Source organism: Actinomadura sp. NPDC049753 (genome assembly GCF_040674655.1).
Lineage (GTDB): Bacteria > Actinomycetota > Actinomycetes > Streptosporangiales > Streptosporangiaceae > Spirillospora > Spirillospora verrucosospora.
In genome coordinates this window covers 60,537-76,173 of the sequence record NZ_JBFARL010000013.1, presented here as the reverse complement: position 1 = coordinate 76,173, position 15,637 = coordinate 60,537, and the positions used below count along the sequence as shown (strand labels likewise).

Here is a 15,637-nt window from a genome sequence, read left to right as displayed (position 1 = left end):
CGCGTGCGCCGCCCGCCGCGCCCACGGCAGCCACAGCAGCCCGGCGAGCGCGGCGGGGATCGCGAGCAGGCCGAGCGGCAGCCGCCACGTGGCGCCGAACAGGTCCTCCACCGGCACGGCGAGCCCGGACGACAGGGCCGCGCCGGCCGTCACCGCGACCGTGTAGACCGCCGTGACCGTGGTGATCCGGGACGGGTGGTCCCGCTTGATGATGGCCGGCACCGCGATGTTGCCGATGCTGATCGCGATTCCCGCGACCAGGGAGCCGGCGAACAGCGCGGCCACGCCGCCCGGCAGCCGCAGCAGCAGCCCGGCGACGAGCAGCGCCATCGCGCACACCAGCAGCGTCTCGCTGCGCGGCGGGCGCCGGAGGAAGGCGGCGGCGAGCCCGTAGGAGCCGAAGAACGCCAGCGGCAGCGTGGTGAGCGCGCCCGCCGCCGTCCCGGACAGCCGGAAGGCGTCGCTGATCTCGGTCAGCAGCGGCCCGACCGCCGCGATCGCCGGCCGCAGGTTGACCGCCAGCAGGACGATCATCAGCAGGGCGCCGGCCAGCCCGGCGCGCCGCCCGGTCACGCGTCCTCCTCGGGCGAGTCGCCGAGCAGGGACTCCAGGACGGCGAGGGTCGGCTCCACGACGTCGGCGGCGGCCGCCGCGGCCGCCTCCGGGTCGCCCGCCGCGATGGCGTCCAGCACGGCGCGGTGCCGGGCCGGGCCCGCCTCGGGCACCTCGCGGTCCAGCCGGATCGCGCGCATCGACTCGTGCAGCCGGTCGATGAAGAACCGCATCGCCTCGATCAGCACCGGGTTGCGGGACGCCTCCGCGACGCCGAGGTGGAAGCGCGCGTCGGCGGCGCCGAACGCGTCCGGCTCGGTGGCCTCGTCGCGGGCGCGGAGCAGCTCCTCCAGCCGCGCCAGGTCGGCGCCGGTGCGGCGGCGCGCCGCCAGCCGGGCCGCCTGGACGTCGTAGGCGAGCTGCACCTCGAACACGTCCCGGGCGGACGCGCGGGAGACCCGGCGCAGCAGCGGGCGCGGGTCGGCGGTGCTGCGCACGTACGTCCCGTCGCCGCGGCGCACCTCCAGCACCCCGACGTGCGACAGCGCCCGGATCGCCTCCCGGACGGCCGGACGGCTGACCCCGAGCTGCGCGGCCAGTTCCAGCTCGGCCGGGATCCGCCGGCCGACCGGCCAGGCGCCCCCGCTGACCTGCGCCTGGAGCTGGTCGAGCACGGCGTCCACCGTCGACCCACCCGGTACGGGACTCAATGCCACGAAAGCCTCCAAAGTAAGATGTCAGACATCTTACGAGGAGCCGGTCCGGCGGCCGGACCCGCGGTGGCGGCCGGGAGGGGTCTCGGCCGCCACCGCGGGCATCTACGGCGCCCGCCGGGCGGGGTGCGGGTGCGGGGTCGCCGGATCCGGCGGGCGTCGCGTCCTCTGTTCCGGCCGCTCCGCGTCAGCGGAGCCTGGGAAGGCCGAACCTGCGGCGGGTCCTGGCGGGCGGCTCGGCGCGGACCCTCTCGGCCTCCGCCCGTCCCCGCTCGCGGGCCGCCTCCTCTTCCGCGCGCCCCCGCTCGATATGGGCCATGACCTCGCGATGGGTCGCCGACGGGGCCGGGTCGCGGCGCGTCCGCTGCGACGGGCTGCCCATGATCACCCCGCCCATGACGGGCCCGCGGTGCGGCAGGCCGTCCTCGGAGCCGGAGGGATAGTGGTGGCGCTTGTGCGACGTCGTCAGCACGACCGTCACCCAGGCGATGAGCGCCACGAAGATGACGGCCGGGCCGACGGCCATGAAGTAGGCGTCCCCGAGGCGATGGGAAGGGGCGGGCGCGGGGGAGGCGAGCACCGCGCTGGCGATCACCGCGCTGGCGACCATGGGGCGACACCTCCTCGCCCCAGGCTTTACCCGGCGTCAGGCGGTTAACCGCCCGGCGCCGTCACAGCCCGCGCGACTGGGAGATGGACCCCGACGTGGCCAGCGTGAACGTGCGCATCGACTCGGCGAACTTCGACAGGTCCCATTCCGCCGGGCCCTCGTACCAGTAGAGGTTGTCGGCCCCCTCCGCGCGCTCGCCCGCGTCCTTCACCGTCTCGGCCCACTTCGCCACGAGGTCGAACACCACCGCGTACGGCAGGAAACGCGAGAACAGCGCGATCCGCTGGCGCGCCGCCATGGAGCCGTCGTCGGGGAGGGCGCCGCGCTCCAGGAACGCGCGGAAACCGATCGTGTGCGCGAGGACCGTGGCGCCGCGCGCGGTCTTCGCCGGCATGTACTGGCCGCCATAGGCCAGCGCCGCGCCCGCGATGATCAGCGCGAGCCCGGCCAGCGCCCACTCGGTGGTGAGCGCCAGCGCGACCGTCCCGGCGATGCCGAGCAGCGTCACGAGGATGCCCGCGACCGTCCACCGGGACCGGACCGTGTCGGGCCGCCGCGCGAACCAGCCCTGCTTCACCACGTCGTCGTACATCGCGGACCTGACCTGCGTCAGCTTCGTCGCGAACGTCCCGCCGAGCTCCGACAGCCGGACGGCGTCGCGGGCGGACCCGTCCGGCGCGGTCAGCAGCGCGTCCAGCAGGATCCGCTCGTAGGGGAGCAGGTCGGCCTGCGGGCGTTCGAGGCGGCGCAGCGTCCAGTCGAGGCGGCCGGTGACGGCCCGGTCCTCCTCCTCGATCAGCAGGTAGCCGCGCACGGCGAGGTCGACGATCGTCGCGGTCACGTCGATCACGTCGGCCTGCTCGTCGATCAGCGTGCCGATCTGGCCGGGCCGCACCCCGTTCGGCGGCTCGAACTCCGTCCCGGCCACCGGCACGTGGTCGCCCTCGGCGGCCCGCTTGCCGACGGTCCGCGCGTCCCGGCCGCGCAGCAGGTAGAGGGCGAGGACGCCGCCCACGAGCAGCACCAGCAGGCCCGCGAGCGCGGCGCCGGTCACGGCGTTGACGGAGAACGCGGTCGCGACCGTGTGGCGACGCTCGTAGATCGCGCGCCCGCCCGTCGTCCCGGCGGGCAGGCCCGCGACGACCGTCAGGTACTCGCCGGGCAGCATCCCCTGCTGGGCGAAGACGCCCTGGGTGTGCGTGTGGTTCGTGTAGTACTGCGTGCAGCCGATCGTGCTGCCGATCGGCCCGGTGAAGCAGTTGACGTTGCGGATCATCGCGCCGCCGTCGACGACGGCCTTGGCCTCGTCGAGGGGCACCTTCCAGCCGCCGACCACCGGCCAGCGCAGCTCCTCCGCCGCGCCCATCCGGGTGATCGCGCCGCGCACGTCGTACTCCAGGACGACCGTGTGGTCGCCGGTGAGCTTCCGGTCGCCCGCCACCTTGACCGTCGTGTTCAGGCCCGCGGCGGACGCGGTGGCCTTCGACGGCCCGCCGTCCGGGCTGGCCGCCCGCAGGTTCTCGATCCGGTGGACGCGGTCCTCGGTGACGCTCTCGTGCGTCCTGGTCGGGTACGTCCGCTGGAAGCCGTCGTGCCCGGCGAACCGGTAGACGATCGTCTCCTTCACCCTGACCGTGCCGCCCTGGACCGCGGTGAGGACGACGTCGTCCTTGAGCACCCGCTCGGCCGCGAGACCGGACGCCGCCGCACCGGCCGCGGGCGCCTCGCCGACCTCGGCCGCCGTCGCGGAAGTGCAGGTCAGCAGGGGGACGGCCAGCGCCGCCGAGACCGCCAGGACCGCCGGACGCGACCGGAACATCGCCGCAAGAGCAGACATGGCCGCAAATGGTATCGGGAATGCGTGCGATGATTCTGCGCTATGGCAGGTCACTACCCCCCGCCGCCCCCTCCGCCGCGGCCTCCGGGACCGCCCTACGGCCGTCCGCCGTACGGTGGCCCGCCGCAGGGGACCCCGCCGTACGGCGGGCCGGGGTATGGCGGTCCGGGCTACGGGTCTCCTGCCTACGGGCCGCCGCAGTACCGGTACGCCCCGATGCGCCCGCCGCCGCGCCGCAGCGCGGGCGGGACGATCGCGGGCATCTTCGGCGGGCTCACGTCACTGGTGGTCCTGGCGATCCTGGGGATCTCGCTGTTCGGCGGGAGCCAGGGCGCCTCCGGCGGCACCGGGACGTCCACCACCACGGCCGGCGGCCCCTCGACCCCCCGGGAGAAGGCCACCAACAGCAAGATCTACAAGACGGGCCCGCTCACGCCGGTGAGCTGCCGCCTGCCGCAGATCCAGCCGTCGGCCGAGTCCATGCGCGGGTTCATGGACACCCTGAGCGACTGCCTCGACGCGGCGTGGACCAAGCAGTTCACCAAGGCCGGCATCGCGTTCGACAAGCCCGACCGGGTGTTCTGGGTCGAGCCGGGGCGCAGCCCGTGCGGCTCCTACCCGGCGCCCGGCGCGTCCGCCTTCTACTGCCCGGCCAACAACACGATGTACGTGGGGCTCCGGCACGTCGTGGAGACCTCCGGCGGCGAACCGCTGTCCCACTACGCCGTCTACGCCCGCGTGATCGCGCACGAGTACGGGCACCACGTCCAGGACCGGGCCGGGATCCTGCTCTACGGGGACGGCCAGATGGAGTCCGGCGACACCGCCACCCGCACGGAGGCGAGCCGCCGCATCGAGTTGCAGGCCCAGTGCTTCGCGGGCGCGTTCCTCGGCAGCGAGCGCACCACCCTCCCGATGACCCGCGAGCAGTACACGGCCATGATCAACGACGTGCTGAACCGGGGCGACGACCGCCAGCCGCCGGAGAAGCGCGACCACGGCTCGGGCCGCCACTACGCGGGCTGGGTGATCACCGGCTTCAACGGGCGCGACCTGACCGTCTGCAACACCTGGATCGCGTCCCCGTCCAAGGTGAGCTGACCCCGCCGTCCGCGGGGACGGCGGGGCGTGACGGTTCCGGCGCACGGTCAGCCGGTGAAGGGCCAGGGGCCGAAGCGGCCCACCGCGATGAAGAGGGCGATCGCGAGGTAGACCAGGTTCAACGCCACGAACTTGCCCTCGCCGCGCCGGCCGTGCGTGACCATGGCGCCGACCATCAGCAGGACCCAGCAGGCGGCGGTCACCGGCACCATGACCGGCGCGATGCCGACCACGGCGGGCAGGACCAGGCCCACGGCGGCGAGGAGTTCCAGACCGCCGAGCGCCTTCACGAAGCCGTCGCCGGCGCTCCCGGTCCACTGCCCGCCGGGGGCCTCGGCGAGCTTGGCGGTGGGCACGAAGACCTTGGTGAAACCGCCGGTCAGTGCCACTGCGGTCAACAGCCCCGCTGCGATCCACAGTGCCGTGTTCATGAGCTTCCTCCTTGGTGGAACGAGTGGTTCGCCCCCAAGACACCGGCGCCGCGGCCCGTGTGACAGCGCCGGCCGTGACCTGCGCCACCTGGCATTTCGGGCATGTGAGGCGTCTCACCACAAAGTGCTAGCTATGGTGCTTGCAATAGCAAGCACCATGACGGAGAGTGGAGACATGGCGAGTTCGAAGGTCGGCTCCATCGGGGAGTACATCCGGGAGCAGCGGACGCGGGCGAAGATCTCGCTGCGCCAGCTGGCGGACGTGTCCGGGATCTCCAACCCGTACCTGAGCCAGATCGAGCGCGGCCTGCGCAAGCCGAGCGCCGAGATCCTGCAGCAGATCGCCAAGGGGCTGCGGATCTCCGCCGAGGCGCTGTACGTGCAGGCCGGAATCCTGGAGGACCGCGAGGCCGACACCGACGTGCAGGCCGCCGTGCGGGCCGACCTCGTCCTGACGGAACGGCAGAAGCAGGTTCTGCTCGACATCTACGCGTCGTTCCTCAAGGAGAACGAAGCCAGCGGCGTCCTCGGCGCCGAGCCCGACGTGCCCGCCGAGACCGCCGCACCGGAAGAAGAGACCGGTCCAGAACAGGCCGGACCAGAGCGCAAGGGAAGGGAAGAGGTCGGATGACGCTGGCCAGCAACCTCCGTGAGAACAAGGCCGTGTACACCGTGGCCGGCGCAGGCGACTTCGCGGTGGAGAAGATCCGTGAGGTCCCCGAGCAGGTGACCAGGTACCAGGGCGAGGTCCGCGAGACCGTCGACCGCTACCGCGTGCAGGTCCGCGAGACCGTCGGCCGCTACCGCGGCGAGGTCTCCCGGTACCAGGAGCGCGTGGACGCCAAGGACCTGCCGGGCGCCGCCGTCGCGTACGCCACGCACTTCGGCACCCGCGCCGTCGAGTTCATCGACGAGCTCGCCGAGCGCGGCAAGAAGGTCGTGCACCGCGAGGCCTCCGAGGTCGCCGAGATCGCCGCGGCCGACCAGGCCGCGCCGAAGCAGGCGTCCAGGGCCCGCACCGCGCAGCGCCGGACGGCGCAGAGCCGGGCCACCGGGCAGTCCCGCTCCACCGCGAAGAAGTAACGGCGTCGAACGACGGAGCCCGGCCGGGAACACCCGGCCGGGCTCCGTCGTCCCTACAGGTGCCTGTTCCGCCAGGCCGCCCTGGTGGACGGTGCGCATAGGGTTGCGGTGAAAGAAGACCCGCGTGCGACGAGGAGTCGCCGTCCGAGACGAGCAGGAGCGCTGATCGCCGATGTCGGGCTTCAACGTGCTGGACTACTTCTTCTGGCTGCTGCTGATCATCGCGTTCGCGATGGAGGCGTGGGCGCTGGTCGACTCGCTGACCGTGCCCGTGAACGCCTACGCCGCGGCGAGCAAGCAGAGCAAGAAGCTGTGGATGATCATCCTGATCGTCGCGACGGTGGTCGGCGCCGCCTACGCGGTCGCGCCGGTGGCGCTCGGCGCCAGCCCCATCGCCCTGCTCCTCGGCATCCTCCCGGTCGCCGCGTTCATCGCCGCCGCCGTCTACCTGGCCGACGTCCGCCCGGCCGTCGGCCCGTACAAGAAGAACGGCGGACGCGGCGGCTCCCGCCAGGGCCCCTACGGCCCCTGGTGACCCCTGCGCCCGGCGACGACCGTCGTCCATCGCGACGACCTTGAGCTTTGGCGTGACGCGACCCTGAGGAGTGGGCCGCGGGCAAGCGGATCGGCGCCCAGGGCGTCACGCGGGTGGTTGCTTCTGGGCGCGGTGCCAGGCGTAGGCGAAGCGGTCGGGGAGCGGCCGCCAGATGAAGGGGGTGCGGGGGTCCTCCGCGTCTGCCGCGGCCTTCAGGTCGGCCTTCCACGTCTCCTGGGGCGGTGGGCCCTGGGTGTAGGGGCCGGGGAGGAAGATCTTGCGTCCGGCGTCCCGGTGCTCGTGCCGGATCACCAGGTCGCGGGCCATCAGGGGGTCGGCGGCCTTGCGGAGGCGGGCGGGGGTCCAGCGATTCCACTTGCGCACGGTGCGGTCCGACGGTGCGCTCAGGGTCAGCAACTGGAGGTAGAGCGCGGCGGAGTCGGGCGGGACGTCCAGGCGCCCGGCCGCCTCCTCCACCAGGGACGGCGCCGACGCCGACGGATCGGCCTCGTACGCTCCCTCCGGCAGAGCCCCGGACCGGATGCGGTGCGCCATGGCCTCGGCGCCCTTCCCGCGGAGCAGGCGAACGCGTTCGAAGGTGTGCCTGCTGTCGCGGGACGCGTCCACCACTTCGGCGAGGCGCTCGGTCCGGGCGTCCACGCCGTAGTGGGCGGGGCGGAAGTACAGGCTCGCGAGCCACTGGTCGGGGACGAGTGAGGCGACCGTGAGGCCGTCGTCGACGTAGTCGACGGTGAGTTCGCTCGGCCCGCTGTAAGGGGCGGTCCCGAACCTGTCGGTGATCGCGTCCAGCCCCTGCGCCCCGACGTGGAAGAGGCAGGCGGGCAGGAGCAGACCGGGATTCGCCAGCCGTTGGAGCAGCAGGTCGTAGGCCGCGGACGCGCCCTCCCGGACAGGGTCGCCTGCGGGCAGTTCCTCGTAGGACCAGCGCAGCCCGAGCAGGACGGCCTCGATCAGATTCCGGAGCCGGAGCGTCTCGGCGGCGGGAACGCACTTCTGGTGCCTGTACTTGGGGCTGTCGTCGGACTCCAGCCAGGTGTCCAGGTCCTTGGTGAGCAGCGGGACGGCGCCGGGATCGACCAGCCATTCGCACAGCTGGGCGCCGGTGACGTTCGGGGCCACCGTCTCGGCCGCCTGGACGGTGTCGGGCGGTGCGACCGCCTTCGTGCCGAACCGCTGCTGCCACGCCTGGGAGAGGCGCAGCGCGACCTCGCCGAGGCCACCGGGCTCCCACAGCTCTTCCGGGTCCTGAGGGAGGACGTCGGCGAGGAGTTCGAGCCGGTCCTCGTCGGTGTGTCCTTCCAGGTCCAGGAACCAGGCGTCTTCGAGGTCGCGGAACGTCACCTTGAGGGTCTTGCGCGCCTGGGGGGTCGGCTTGCCGGCCTTGGCGTTGGGGTGCCCGAGGAACCCGCACAGCGCCACGCTCGCGGTGGTGCGCGACAAGCCGGTCTTCCCGGCCAGCAGGTCAACGGCCTTGCGGTCCCAGGGCACCGGGCCCTTGGCGCGGACCAGCGCGATCAGGCGGGTGAGCTGATCGGCGGTACCCCATCTCAGGGGCGCGTCGGCGACCTCCACGACGTCTCCGAGGGCGGGTGGGGCGCCCTCCCCGAACGCGCGGTCGAGAAAGGCCAGTTCCGGATTCTTCCGGGCGACCCATTCCGCGTCGGCGCCCCCGATCGTCACCGCCGCCCCGTGCTCGTCCCGCGCGGCGGTGATGCTCGCGGCCACGCGTCCCCTGCGCAGCCGGACGGCCGGATCCGCCATGGGCGTGCGCGCCCAGAGCTCCAGAAGGGCCAGCAGGGTCTCCCGGTGGGGATCGGCGGTGGCGGGCGAGACGGCGCGCAGCGCGACGGCCCCGATCCGTCCGGCCAGCGGCTCCCACGGGCAGGCATCGGACGTCTGCCCGGCCGCGGCCGTCGCGGGGTCCGCGGTGCCGGCCAGGAACCGGCCGACCATGTCGATGTGGGCGAGCGTGCTCCTGGACGGCCTGCCGAAGCCGTATCTCGTCACGAGTTGGCTCAGCGCGGCCTCCGTGTCGCGTTCATGCTCGGAAAGTCGCGCGGGGCCGTCCGTCCGCCCTGTCTCGTCTGCCACGGCCGCAGTTCTACACCTCGCCGGCGACATTCACTGATCCTTCGCGCGATCCGATCGGCTGGAAGCGGGCGCTGAGCCGGGCACCGGGCGGCGGGCGCCTCCGCCGGCCGGTGCCCGGCGGTTCAGGGGGACGGTCGCGACAGCGCGTCCACCGAGACGAGGCCGTGCTCGACCATGTCCACGGCGCGGTCGAGGGCGGTGCGCATGGACAGCGGGTCGTAGCCTTCGCGGCGGCAGTGCGCCACGACCGCCTGCATGCCGCCGACCGCGATGCCCGCCGCGGCCACCGCGTCGATCTCGGAGATGCCGGGGCACAGCTCGCGCAGCAGCGCCTCGATCGCGTCCTGGGCGTCGGTCATGCGCTGCAGCGCCCGGGCGCGCAGGGCGGGGCGCTCCAGGATGAGGGCGACCTGGACCGGGCCGTAGTCGCGGTGCTCGGCCACGATCGCCTCAAGGACGTCCACGATGCTGCGCCGGATCGTCTCCATCGGGGACTCGCCGGGGGTGCGGCGCAGCCGCTCGGCGACCTCGGCGAGCCGGTCGTCGATCTCGGCGAAGATCACGTCTTCCTTGGAGGGGAAGTAGCTGAAGAACGTGCGGGGCGAGACGTCGGCGGCGGCCGCGATGTCGGCGATCGTCGTCTCCTCGTAGCCGCGCTCGGCGAACAGGCGCAGCGCGGCCGTCGCGATCGCCTGCCGCGTGCGCATCTTCTTGCGCTCCCGCAGCCCCGGCCGGCCGGCGTCCTCCACCATGTGACGCAGGTTACCATGACTGCAAAGTTGCATCTATTGCAAAACTGCATGCGATGGGTGTTTTCTGCGGGCATGGCGCGTTTCCTGGAGGCACTCGGACGGCTCTGCGTGCGACGGCGCCGCGCGGTGTTCGAGCTCTGGGTCGCCGTGATGCTCGGCGCGGGCGTCCTCGGCCTGACGCACGGGGGGATGTTCGTCCAGCAGAGCACGCTGCCGGGCACCGAGACCCAGCGCGCCCTCGACGCGCTCGGGCAGGACTTCCCCGCGATGACGGGGCCGACCGCGACCGTGGTGTTCCACGAGACGCGCCAGGCCAGTCCCGCCGACTGGAGGGTCGCGCTCACCGTCGGGCAGTCGATCGAGAACATCTCCAAGCTCGACCGGGTCGCGTTCGTCGAGAACCCCTACGCGCAGGGGATGGGCGGGTTGAAGGACGACGCCGCCGTCGTCGTCCGGCTCAACTTCACCGGCACGATGAGCGACGTCGGCCACGCGGACCTCGACGCGCTGAACCGCGCCGTGGAGCCCGCGCGGATGGCCGGGCTGGAGGTGAAGTTCGGCGGGATCGTCGCGATGATCCTCAACCAGCCGAAGGGCGGGCCGCAGGAGGGCGTCGGGATCCTGCTGGCGATGCTGGTCCTGCTGCTGGCGTTCGGCTCGTTCCTCGCCGCGGGCATCCCGATCGTGGTCTCGCTGTGCGGGATGGCGGTGGCGTACTCGCTGATCCACTTCCTGGCGTCGATGTTCCAGATCGCGCCGACCGCGCCGATGGTCGCCGCCATGCTCGGCATCGGCGCCGGGATCGACTACGCCCTGTTCATCGTGACGCGCTACCGGCAGCAGCTCGCCGAGGGCGACGGCGTCGAGACCGCGGTCGGGCGCGCCATGGCGCACTCGGGCCACGCGGTCGTGTTCGCCGGCGGCACCGTCGTGTTCGCGATCTGCGGGCTGTTCCTGTCCGGGATCGCCTTCATCGGGCGCATCGGGATCGCCGCCGCGCTGGCCGTCGCCATCATGGTCGCCGCGGCGCTGACCCTTCTCCCGGCCAGCCTTGGAGCCCTGGGCCCGCGCATCGACCGGTACCGCATGCCACGGGTGCGCCCGGACCGCAGTTCCGCCCGCTGGACGGCCTGGGGGCGCCACGTCGACCGCCACGCCTGGCCGTACGCGATCGTCGCGACGCTCGTCCTGCTGACGCTGTCCGTGCCGACGCTCAGCCTGCGGTTCGGGGTGATGGCCGACAGCATGTCGTCCCCGAAGATGGAGGCGCGGCAGGCCTACGACATCGTCGCCGAGGAGTTCGGCGCGGGCCACTACAGCCCGTTCGTCGTGGTCGCGAAGGTGCCGGGCGAGGAGAGGCGCGCCAAGCCGAAGCGCGTGGTCCCGACCGTGAGGGGGCGCGAGGGGCTGTCCGGCCTGACGGGTCCGGCGGCGGCCGCGCCGACCCCCTCCCCGGAGCCGGCCCGGCCCAAGGGGGCGCCGGACACCACCAAGAAGCCCGACAAGCGCGCGGTCCTGCTCGGGCAGGAACTGCGGCAGAAGCTCTCCGAGGTGCCCGGCGTGGTGTTCGTCGGGGAGCCCGTCGTGACCGGCACGACGGCCATCGTGCAGGTCATCCCGCGGGACGCGCCGCACGCCGCCTCGACCACCGACCTCGTCCACCGCCTGCGGAACGTGGAGATCCGGGAGGTGCGGGACGCGCATCCGGGCTCCCGGATCTACCTCGGCGGGGAGAACCCGGCGATCATCGACATCGCCGCCACGGTCGGGGACCGCATGCCGACCGTCGTCGTCGCGGTGGTGGGCGTCGCCCTCCTGCTGCTGGTCGTCGCGTTCCGGTCGGTGATCGTCCCGGTGAAGGCCGCGCTGATGAACCTGCTGTCGATCGGCGCGTCGTTCGGCGTCGTCACGGCCGTCTTCCAGTGGGGCTGGGGCGTCGAGCTGTTCGGCGTCGACCAGGCGATCCCCATCATGTCGTTCATCCCGCTGTTCATGTTCGCCCTGATCTTCGGGCTGTCCATGGACTACGAGGTCTTCCTGCTGTCGCGGATCAAGGAGGAGTACGACCGGACGGGCGATCCGCACGAGTCCGTCGTGACCGGCATCGGGGCCACCGCCCGCCTCATCACCTCGGCCGCGCTCATCATGATCTTCGTGTTCGCCAGCTTCGTCCCGCAGCCGGACCCGATGGTGAAGATGATGGCCCTGGGGCTGGCGGTCGCCGTCGCCATGGACGCCACGATCGTGCGCCTCATGCTCGTCCCGGCGCTGATGAGCCTGCTCGGCCATGCCAACTGGTGGTGGCCGGGCCGCTCCCGGCCGGCCCCGCCGCCGCCCCCGCCCCCGAAACCCGTCCACGAGCAGCTGGAGCTGGAGCTCACGACCTGACCGCGGCCGGCTAGGGGATCTGCTCCACGCGGACGCCCGGGACGGACGCGTAGAGGCCGGGCTCCGCGGTGATCAGGGGCCAGCGCCGCCACCGGGCGGACCAGGCGGCCTGGGCGGCGTCCATGCCGAGGTTCGGGATCGTGGTGACGAGCAGGCCGGTCTGCTGGGCGATCACGTCGTCGAGGTCGTCGACGTGCACGACCTGCATGCCGGGGAGGCGCTCCAGGACGGCGCGGCCGTGGTCGGGGACGAGCTGCCAGGCGCGGGCGAGCGACGTCGCGGGGATGACGATGGTGGCGTGCTGGGCGATGGACGCCCGGAGCCGGGCGCGGACGTAGACGGTCTTGCCGGTGGCGAGGTCCAGGAGTGCTGTCGCGTCGAAGACGTGACCGGTGATCACGCGACGTCCCGGCGGGACGAGGGGCCGCCCTCGACCAGCCGGTCGACCATGGCCTGCTCGTCGGGGCTCGGCGGCCCGAACAGGTCGTCGATCGTGGAGGCGTCCCGGAGGTAGGCCAGCTTCAGCCGCGCGCCGTCCGCCAGGAACCCCGACACCGAGGCGATCTTCTTGTCCTCGGCGAGTCCCTGGAGCGTGGCGGCAAGCTCGTCGGGCAGCGTGATGTTGAGTCTCGCCATGGGGCCCACGATACACACTCGGAGGCCGTCCAGTGTGTACTCGGGTCGTCCCGGCTCCGGCGGAACGCGGTCCGGAAGGCGGTCGGCGGCGCGGTGTCGATCCGGCCGGAGGCCGTTCGTGTAGAGGGCGGAACATCGGTGCCCGAGGAGGACGGTGAGGAAGATGGACGAAGTGCGGACACTTCTCGACGGCCGCGGACTGGTCGAGTCGCCGCGCTGGCACGGCGACAGGTTGTACTTCTCCGACTGGTCGGCGGGCGAGGTCGTCGCGGTGGGGCTGGACGGCGCGCACGAGGTGGTGGCGCGGGTCGCGTCGCTCCCGCTGTGCACCGCGTGGCTGCCGGACGGCCGCATGGTGATCGTCTCCTCGGCGGACGGACGGCTGCTGCGCCGGGAACCGGACGGCTCCCTGGCCGTCCACGCCGACCTCGGCCGACCGGGCTGGAACGACGTCGTCGCCGACGGGCGCGGCAACGTCTACGTCAACCGGCCCGGCTTCGACCCGATGGCGGGGGAGGAGTTCGCGCCGGGGGCGGTCGCGCTGGTGCGGCCGGACGGCTCCGTGCGCGAGGTGGCGGACGGCATCGCGTTCCCCAACGGCATGGCGGTGACGCCCGGCGACTCCACGCTCATCGTCGCGGACTCCTACGGGGGCGCCCTGGTGGCCTTCGACATCGGCGCGGACGGGGAGCTGTCCGGCCGCCGGACCTGGGCGGACCTCGGCGACGGCGTCCCGGACGGCATCTGCGTCGACGCGGAGAACGCCGTCTGGTACGCCGACGTCCCCAACCAGCGGTGCGTGCGCGTCGCGGAGGGCGGCGAGGTGCTGCGCACGGTCGGCCTCGACCGCGGCGGCTTCGCCTGCGTCCTGGGCGGGCCGGACGGGACCACCCTGTTCGTCGCGGCCGCCGAATGGCGCGGCATGACCGAGGCCGAGCCGGTGGCGCCCGGCAGCGGCCGGGTGCTCACCGTCGAGGTCGACGTCCCGGGCGCCGGACGGCCCTGAGGGCCCCGCCCGCGGGGCGGCGCGGACTCCGGCGTGGGCACAATCGCCTGCCATGGACATCTACGACGCCATCCACCGCCGCCGCGACGTGCGCGGCGAGTTCACCGGTGCGCCCCTGCCGCGGGACGTCCTCGACCGGGTGCTGGAGGCCGCGCACGCCGCGCCGAGCGTCGGGCTGTCCCAGCCCTGGGACTTCGTGCTCGTGGGAGACCCGGGGATCCGGCGGGCCTTCCACGAGCACGTCCAGTCCGAACGCGCCGCCTTCGCCGCCACCCTGACGGGCGACGCCGCCGAGCGGTTCTCCCGGATCAAGATCGACGGGATCCTGGAGTCCAGCCTGTCGGTCGTGGTCACCTACGATCCCGAGCGCGGCGGCCCGGCGGTCCTCGGACGGCACGCGATCGCCGACGCGGGGCTGTACTCGGTGTGCCTGGCGATCCAGAACCTGTGGCTCGCCGCCACCGCCGAGGGCCTCGGCGTCGGATGGGTGTCGTTCTACCGGGAGCCGCACCTGCGCGGCCTGCTCGGCATCCCGGAGACGATCCGCCCGGTCGCCTGGCTCTGCCTCGGCCCCGTCACCCACTTGGAATCCGTTCCCGATCTTGAACGGCACGGCTGGCGGCACCGCAGGGCACTGGACGCCGCCGTCCACCACGATCGCTGGACGGAACCGGCGGGCTGACCCGGAGGCGGATCGCCGAGTACGCCAGGAAGGACAGGCCCGCCAGCAGGTAGCAGTTGGCGACCGGGGTCAGGAGGACGTGGAAGCCGTACTCGCGCGGGTCGCCGTTGTGGGGCGTCCACCACAGAGGCGAGACGGCGAACAGGATGGAGGCGGCCAGGGTGCTCTTCCGGTGGCCGTTCCGGAGGAGCACCGCCAGCGCCGGGACGATCCACACCCAGTGGTGCGCCCAGGAGATCGGAGAGACGAGCAGGCCCGTCGCGCCGGTGACCGCCGTCGCGCTCAGCCAGTCGCCTCGTCGAGCCCAGAGGGCGGCCACCGCGAGACCGGATACGCCGATGACCAGCGGTATCGCCGTGTACCAGTCGCCGACCTCGGCCGTCCCCCGCAACATGCGGGCCAGCGCGCCATAGGGGGACTGGTTGCTGATGTAGGTCACGCCCACGCGAGAGGTGTCGTAGAAGGTGTGCGACCAGTAGACGCGGGACGCGTCCGGGGCGATGGCGTAGGCGAGGAAAGTGCAGGCGGCGAAGGTCGCGGTGGCGGTGACCGCGTCCTTGGTCCGCCTGCTCAGCAGGAGCAGGACGACGAAGACGGCTGGCGTCAGTTTGATCGCTGTCGCGATGCCGATGCCGATTCCGGCCGGGCGGCCGCGCGCGACCCGGTCCAGGTCGGCGAGGACCAGGGCGAGCAGGAAGAGGTTGACCTGGCCGAGGAAGAACGACTGCCAGACCGGCTGGAGGAGCAGGCCCGCGGCCACCACCGCCACAAGGGAGATCTCGCGACCGGCCATTCTCACGGTGAGCGCGCACGCCCAGGCGAAGGCCGCCAGCGAGGACAGTTGCCACAGCATGCGGGCGACGGCGAGCGGCAGGGCGGCCAGTGGGGTGAACAGCGCGGCCATGAAAGGCGTGTTGGTGAAATAGTGCTCGGCGAGCTGTCCTTGGTAGAGGCGCGAGCCATCCGTCAGAACGTGCCCGCCCAGCCGGTAGATGCGGAAGTCCAGCGAGTCGTAGACGGCGGAGAAAACGACGATTCCGAGAACTTCGACGGCCAGAATGAAAGGTGCCCAGCGCTTCACCCGGGCAACGGTCTCGGTGAAGGCGCCCACCGCGCATCGGGCCGCCGGCCACATTGGCGCAAGGCGCTTGTAGCCTGCGGGATTACGCCTCCGGGCCAATGTGCCGGGACGGGGCCGG

The 15,637-nt window shown here is 72.8% G+C and carries 17 protein-coding genes; 7 read left to right on the top strand and 10 right to left on the bottom strand.

The features are described from left to right. From AB0K37_RS06135 to AB0K37_RS06120, 4 genes are all read right to left on the bottom strand, one after another. On the bottom strand, positions 1-573 hold a 573-nt coding region (locus tag AB0K37_RS06135; RefSeq protein WP_363975566.1), incomplete at its 3' end, for an MFS transporter. Beyond that, the gene (locus AB0K37_RS06130; protein ID WP_363975563.1) at positions 570-1,268 is read right to left on the bottom strand and encodes an FCD domain-containing protein; all 699 of its coding nucleotides are present in this window, start codon (positions 1,266-1,268) and stop codon (positions 570-572) included. The genes AB0K37_RS06135 and AB0K37_RS06130, both read right to left, overlap by 4 nt. A gap of 184 nt (positions 1,269-1,452) precedes the next feature. Continuing rightward, the gene (locus AB0K37_RS06125; RefSeq protein ID WP_363975560.1) at positions 1,453-1,875 is read right to left on the bottom strand and encodes a hypothetical protein; all 423 of its coding nucleotides are present in this window, start codon (positions 1,873-1,875) and stop codon (positions 1,453-1,455) included. A 61-nt stretch (positions 1,876-1,936) separates the two neighbouring features. Further along, the gene (locus AB0K37_RS06120) at positions 1,937-3,712 is read right to left on the bottom strand and encodes a DUF2207 domain-containing protein (RefSeq protein WP_363975557.1); all 1,776 of its coding nucleotides are present in this window, start codon (positions 3,710-3,712) and stop codon (positions 1,937-1,939) included. Between the two features lie 42 nt (positions 3,713-3,754). Here AB0K37_RS06120 and AB0K37_RS06115 point away from each other — a divergent pair, with 42 nt between their 5' ends. Then, positions 3,755-4,813, top strand: coding sequence for a neutral zinc metallopeptidase (locus AB0K37_RS06115; protein ID WP_363975554.1), 1,059 nt, complete (start codon positions 3,755-3,757; stop codon positions 4,811-4,813). 47 nt (positions 4,814-4,860) lie between these two features. Here the strand turns inward: AB0K37_RS06115 and AB0K37_RS06110 are convergent, their stop codons facing one another. Next, positions 4,861-5,244: a DoxX family protein gene (locus tag AB0K37_RS06110; RefSeq protein ID WP_363975551.1), complete on the bottom strand. Its 384-nt coding sequence runs from the start codon at positions 5,242-5,244 to the stop codon at positions 4,861-4,863. 175 nt (positions 5,245-5,419) lie between these two features. Here AB0K37_RS06110 and AB0K37_RS06105 point away from each other — a divergent pair, with 175 nt between their 5' ends. The 3 genes from AB0K37_RS06105 (at position 5,420) to AB0K37_RS06095 (ending at position 6,862) form a co-directional block, all read left to right on the top strand. Continuing rightward, positions 5,420-5,875, top strand: a complete 456-nt coding sequence (locus AB0K37_RS06105; RefSeq protein WP_363975548.1) for a helix-turn-helix transcriptional regulator — start codon at positions 5,420-5,422, stop codon at positions 5,873-5,875. Further along, entirely contained in the window at positions 5,872-6,327 is a 456-nt protein-coding gene (locus AB0K37_RS06100; RefSeq protein WP_363975545.1) for a hypothetical protein, read from the top strand. The genes AB0K37_RS06105 and AB0K37_RS06100 overlap by 4 nt, the downstream gene beginning before the upstream one ends. Before the next feature lie 172 nt (positions 6,328-6,499). After that, positions 6,500-6,862, top strand: a complete 363-nt coding sequence (locus AB0K37_RS06095; RefSeq protein WP_221493399.1) for a DUF2516 family protein — start codon at positions 6,500-6,502, stop codon at positions 6,860-6,862. A 105-nt stretch (positions 6,863-6,967) separates the two neighbouring features. Here the strand turns inward: AB0K37_RS06095 and AB0K37_RS06090 are convergent, their stop codons facing one another. Further along, a complete protein-coding gene (locus AB0K37_RS06090; RefSeq protein WP_363975542.1) occupies positions 6,968-8,974 on the bottom strand; it encodes a hypothetical protein in 2,007 nt (668 codons plus the stop codon). 122 nt (positions 8,975-9,096) lie between these two features. Next, complete coding sequence (locus AB0K37_RS06085; protein ID WP_363975539.1) at positions 9,097-9,726, bottom strand: TetR family transcriptional regulator; 630 nt, start codon at positions 9,724-9,726, stop codon at positions 9,097-9,099. A 72-nt stretch (positions 9,727-9,798) separates the two neighbouring features. On the opposite strand from AB0K37_RS06085, the gene AB0K37_RS06080 reads away from it, so the two are divergent. Further along, entirely contained in the window at positions 9,799-12,114 is a 2,316-nt protein-coding gene (locus tag AB0K37_RS06080) for an MMPL family transporter (RefSeq protein ID WP_363975536.1), read from the top strand. A 10-nt stretch (positions 12,115-12,124) separates the two neighbouring features. On the opposite strand, the gene AB0K37_RS06075 is transcribed toward AB0K37_RS06080, so the two are convergent. After that, positions 12,125-12,514: a hypothetical protein gene (locus tag AB0K37_RS06075; RefSeq protein ID WP_185031584.1), complete on the bottom strand. Its 390-nt coding sequence runs from the start codon at positions 12,512-12,514 to the stop codon at positions 12,125-12,127. After that, on the bottom strand, positions 12,511-12,750 hold the full coding sequence (locus AB0K37_RS06070; protein ID WP_149263024.1) for a hypothetical protein: 240 nt from the start codon (positions 12,748-12,750) through the stop codon (positions 12,511-12,513). Before AB0K37_RS06070 ends, AB0K37_RS06075 begins: the two co-directional genes overlap by 4 nt. Positions 12,751-12,913: 163 nt before the next feature. On the opposite strand from AB0K37_RS06070, the gene AB0K37_RS06065 reads away from it, so the two are divergent. Together AB0K37_RS06065 and bluB are read left to right on the top strand one after the other, a co-directional pair. Beyond that, the gene (locus AB0K37_RS06065) at positions 12,914-13,756 is read left to right on the top strand and encodes an SMP-30/gluconolactonase/LRE family protein (protein ID WP_363975533.1); all 843 of its coding nucleotides are present in this window, start codon (positions 12,914-12,916) and stop codon (positions 13,754-13,756) included. Between the two features lie 52 nt (positions 13,757-13,808). Continuing rightward, positions 13,809-14,438 carry a 5,6-dimethylbenzimidazole synthase gene (gene bluB / locus AB0K37_RS06060; RefSeq protein WP_363975530.1) on the top strand — a complete coding sequence of 210 codons (630 nt, stop codon included), beginning with the start codon at positions 13,809-13,811 and terminating at the stop codon, positions 14,436-14,438. On the opposite strand, the gene AB0K37_RS06055 is transcribed toward bluB, so the two are convergent. Further along, positions 14,332-15,519, bottom strand: a complete 1,188-nt coding sequence (locus AB0K37_RS06055; protein WP_363975527.1) for a glycosyltransferase 87 family protein — start codon at positions 15,517-15,519, stop codon at positions 14,332-14,334. The genes bluB and AB0K37_RS06055 overlap by 107 nt on opposite strands. Positions 15,520-15,637: the final 118 nt, after the last annotated feature.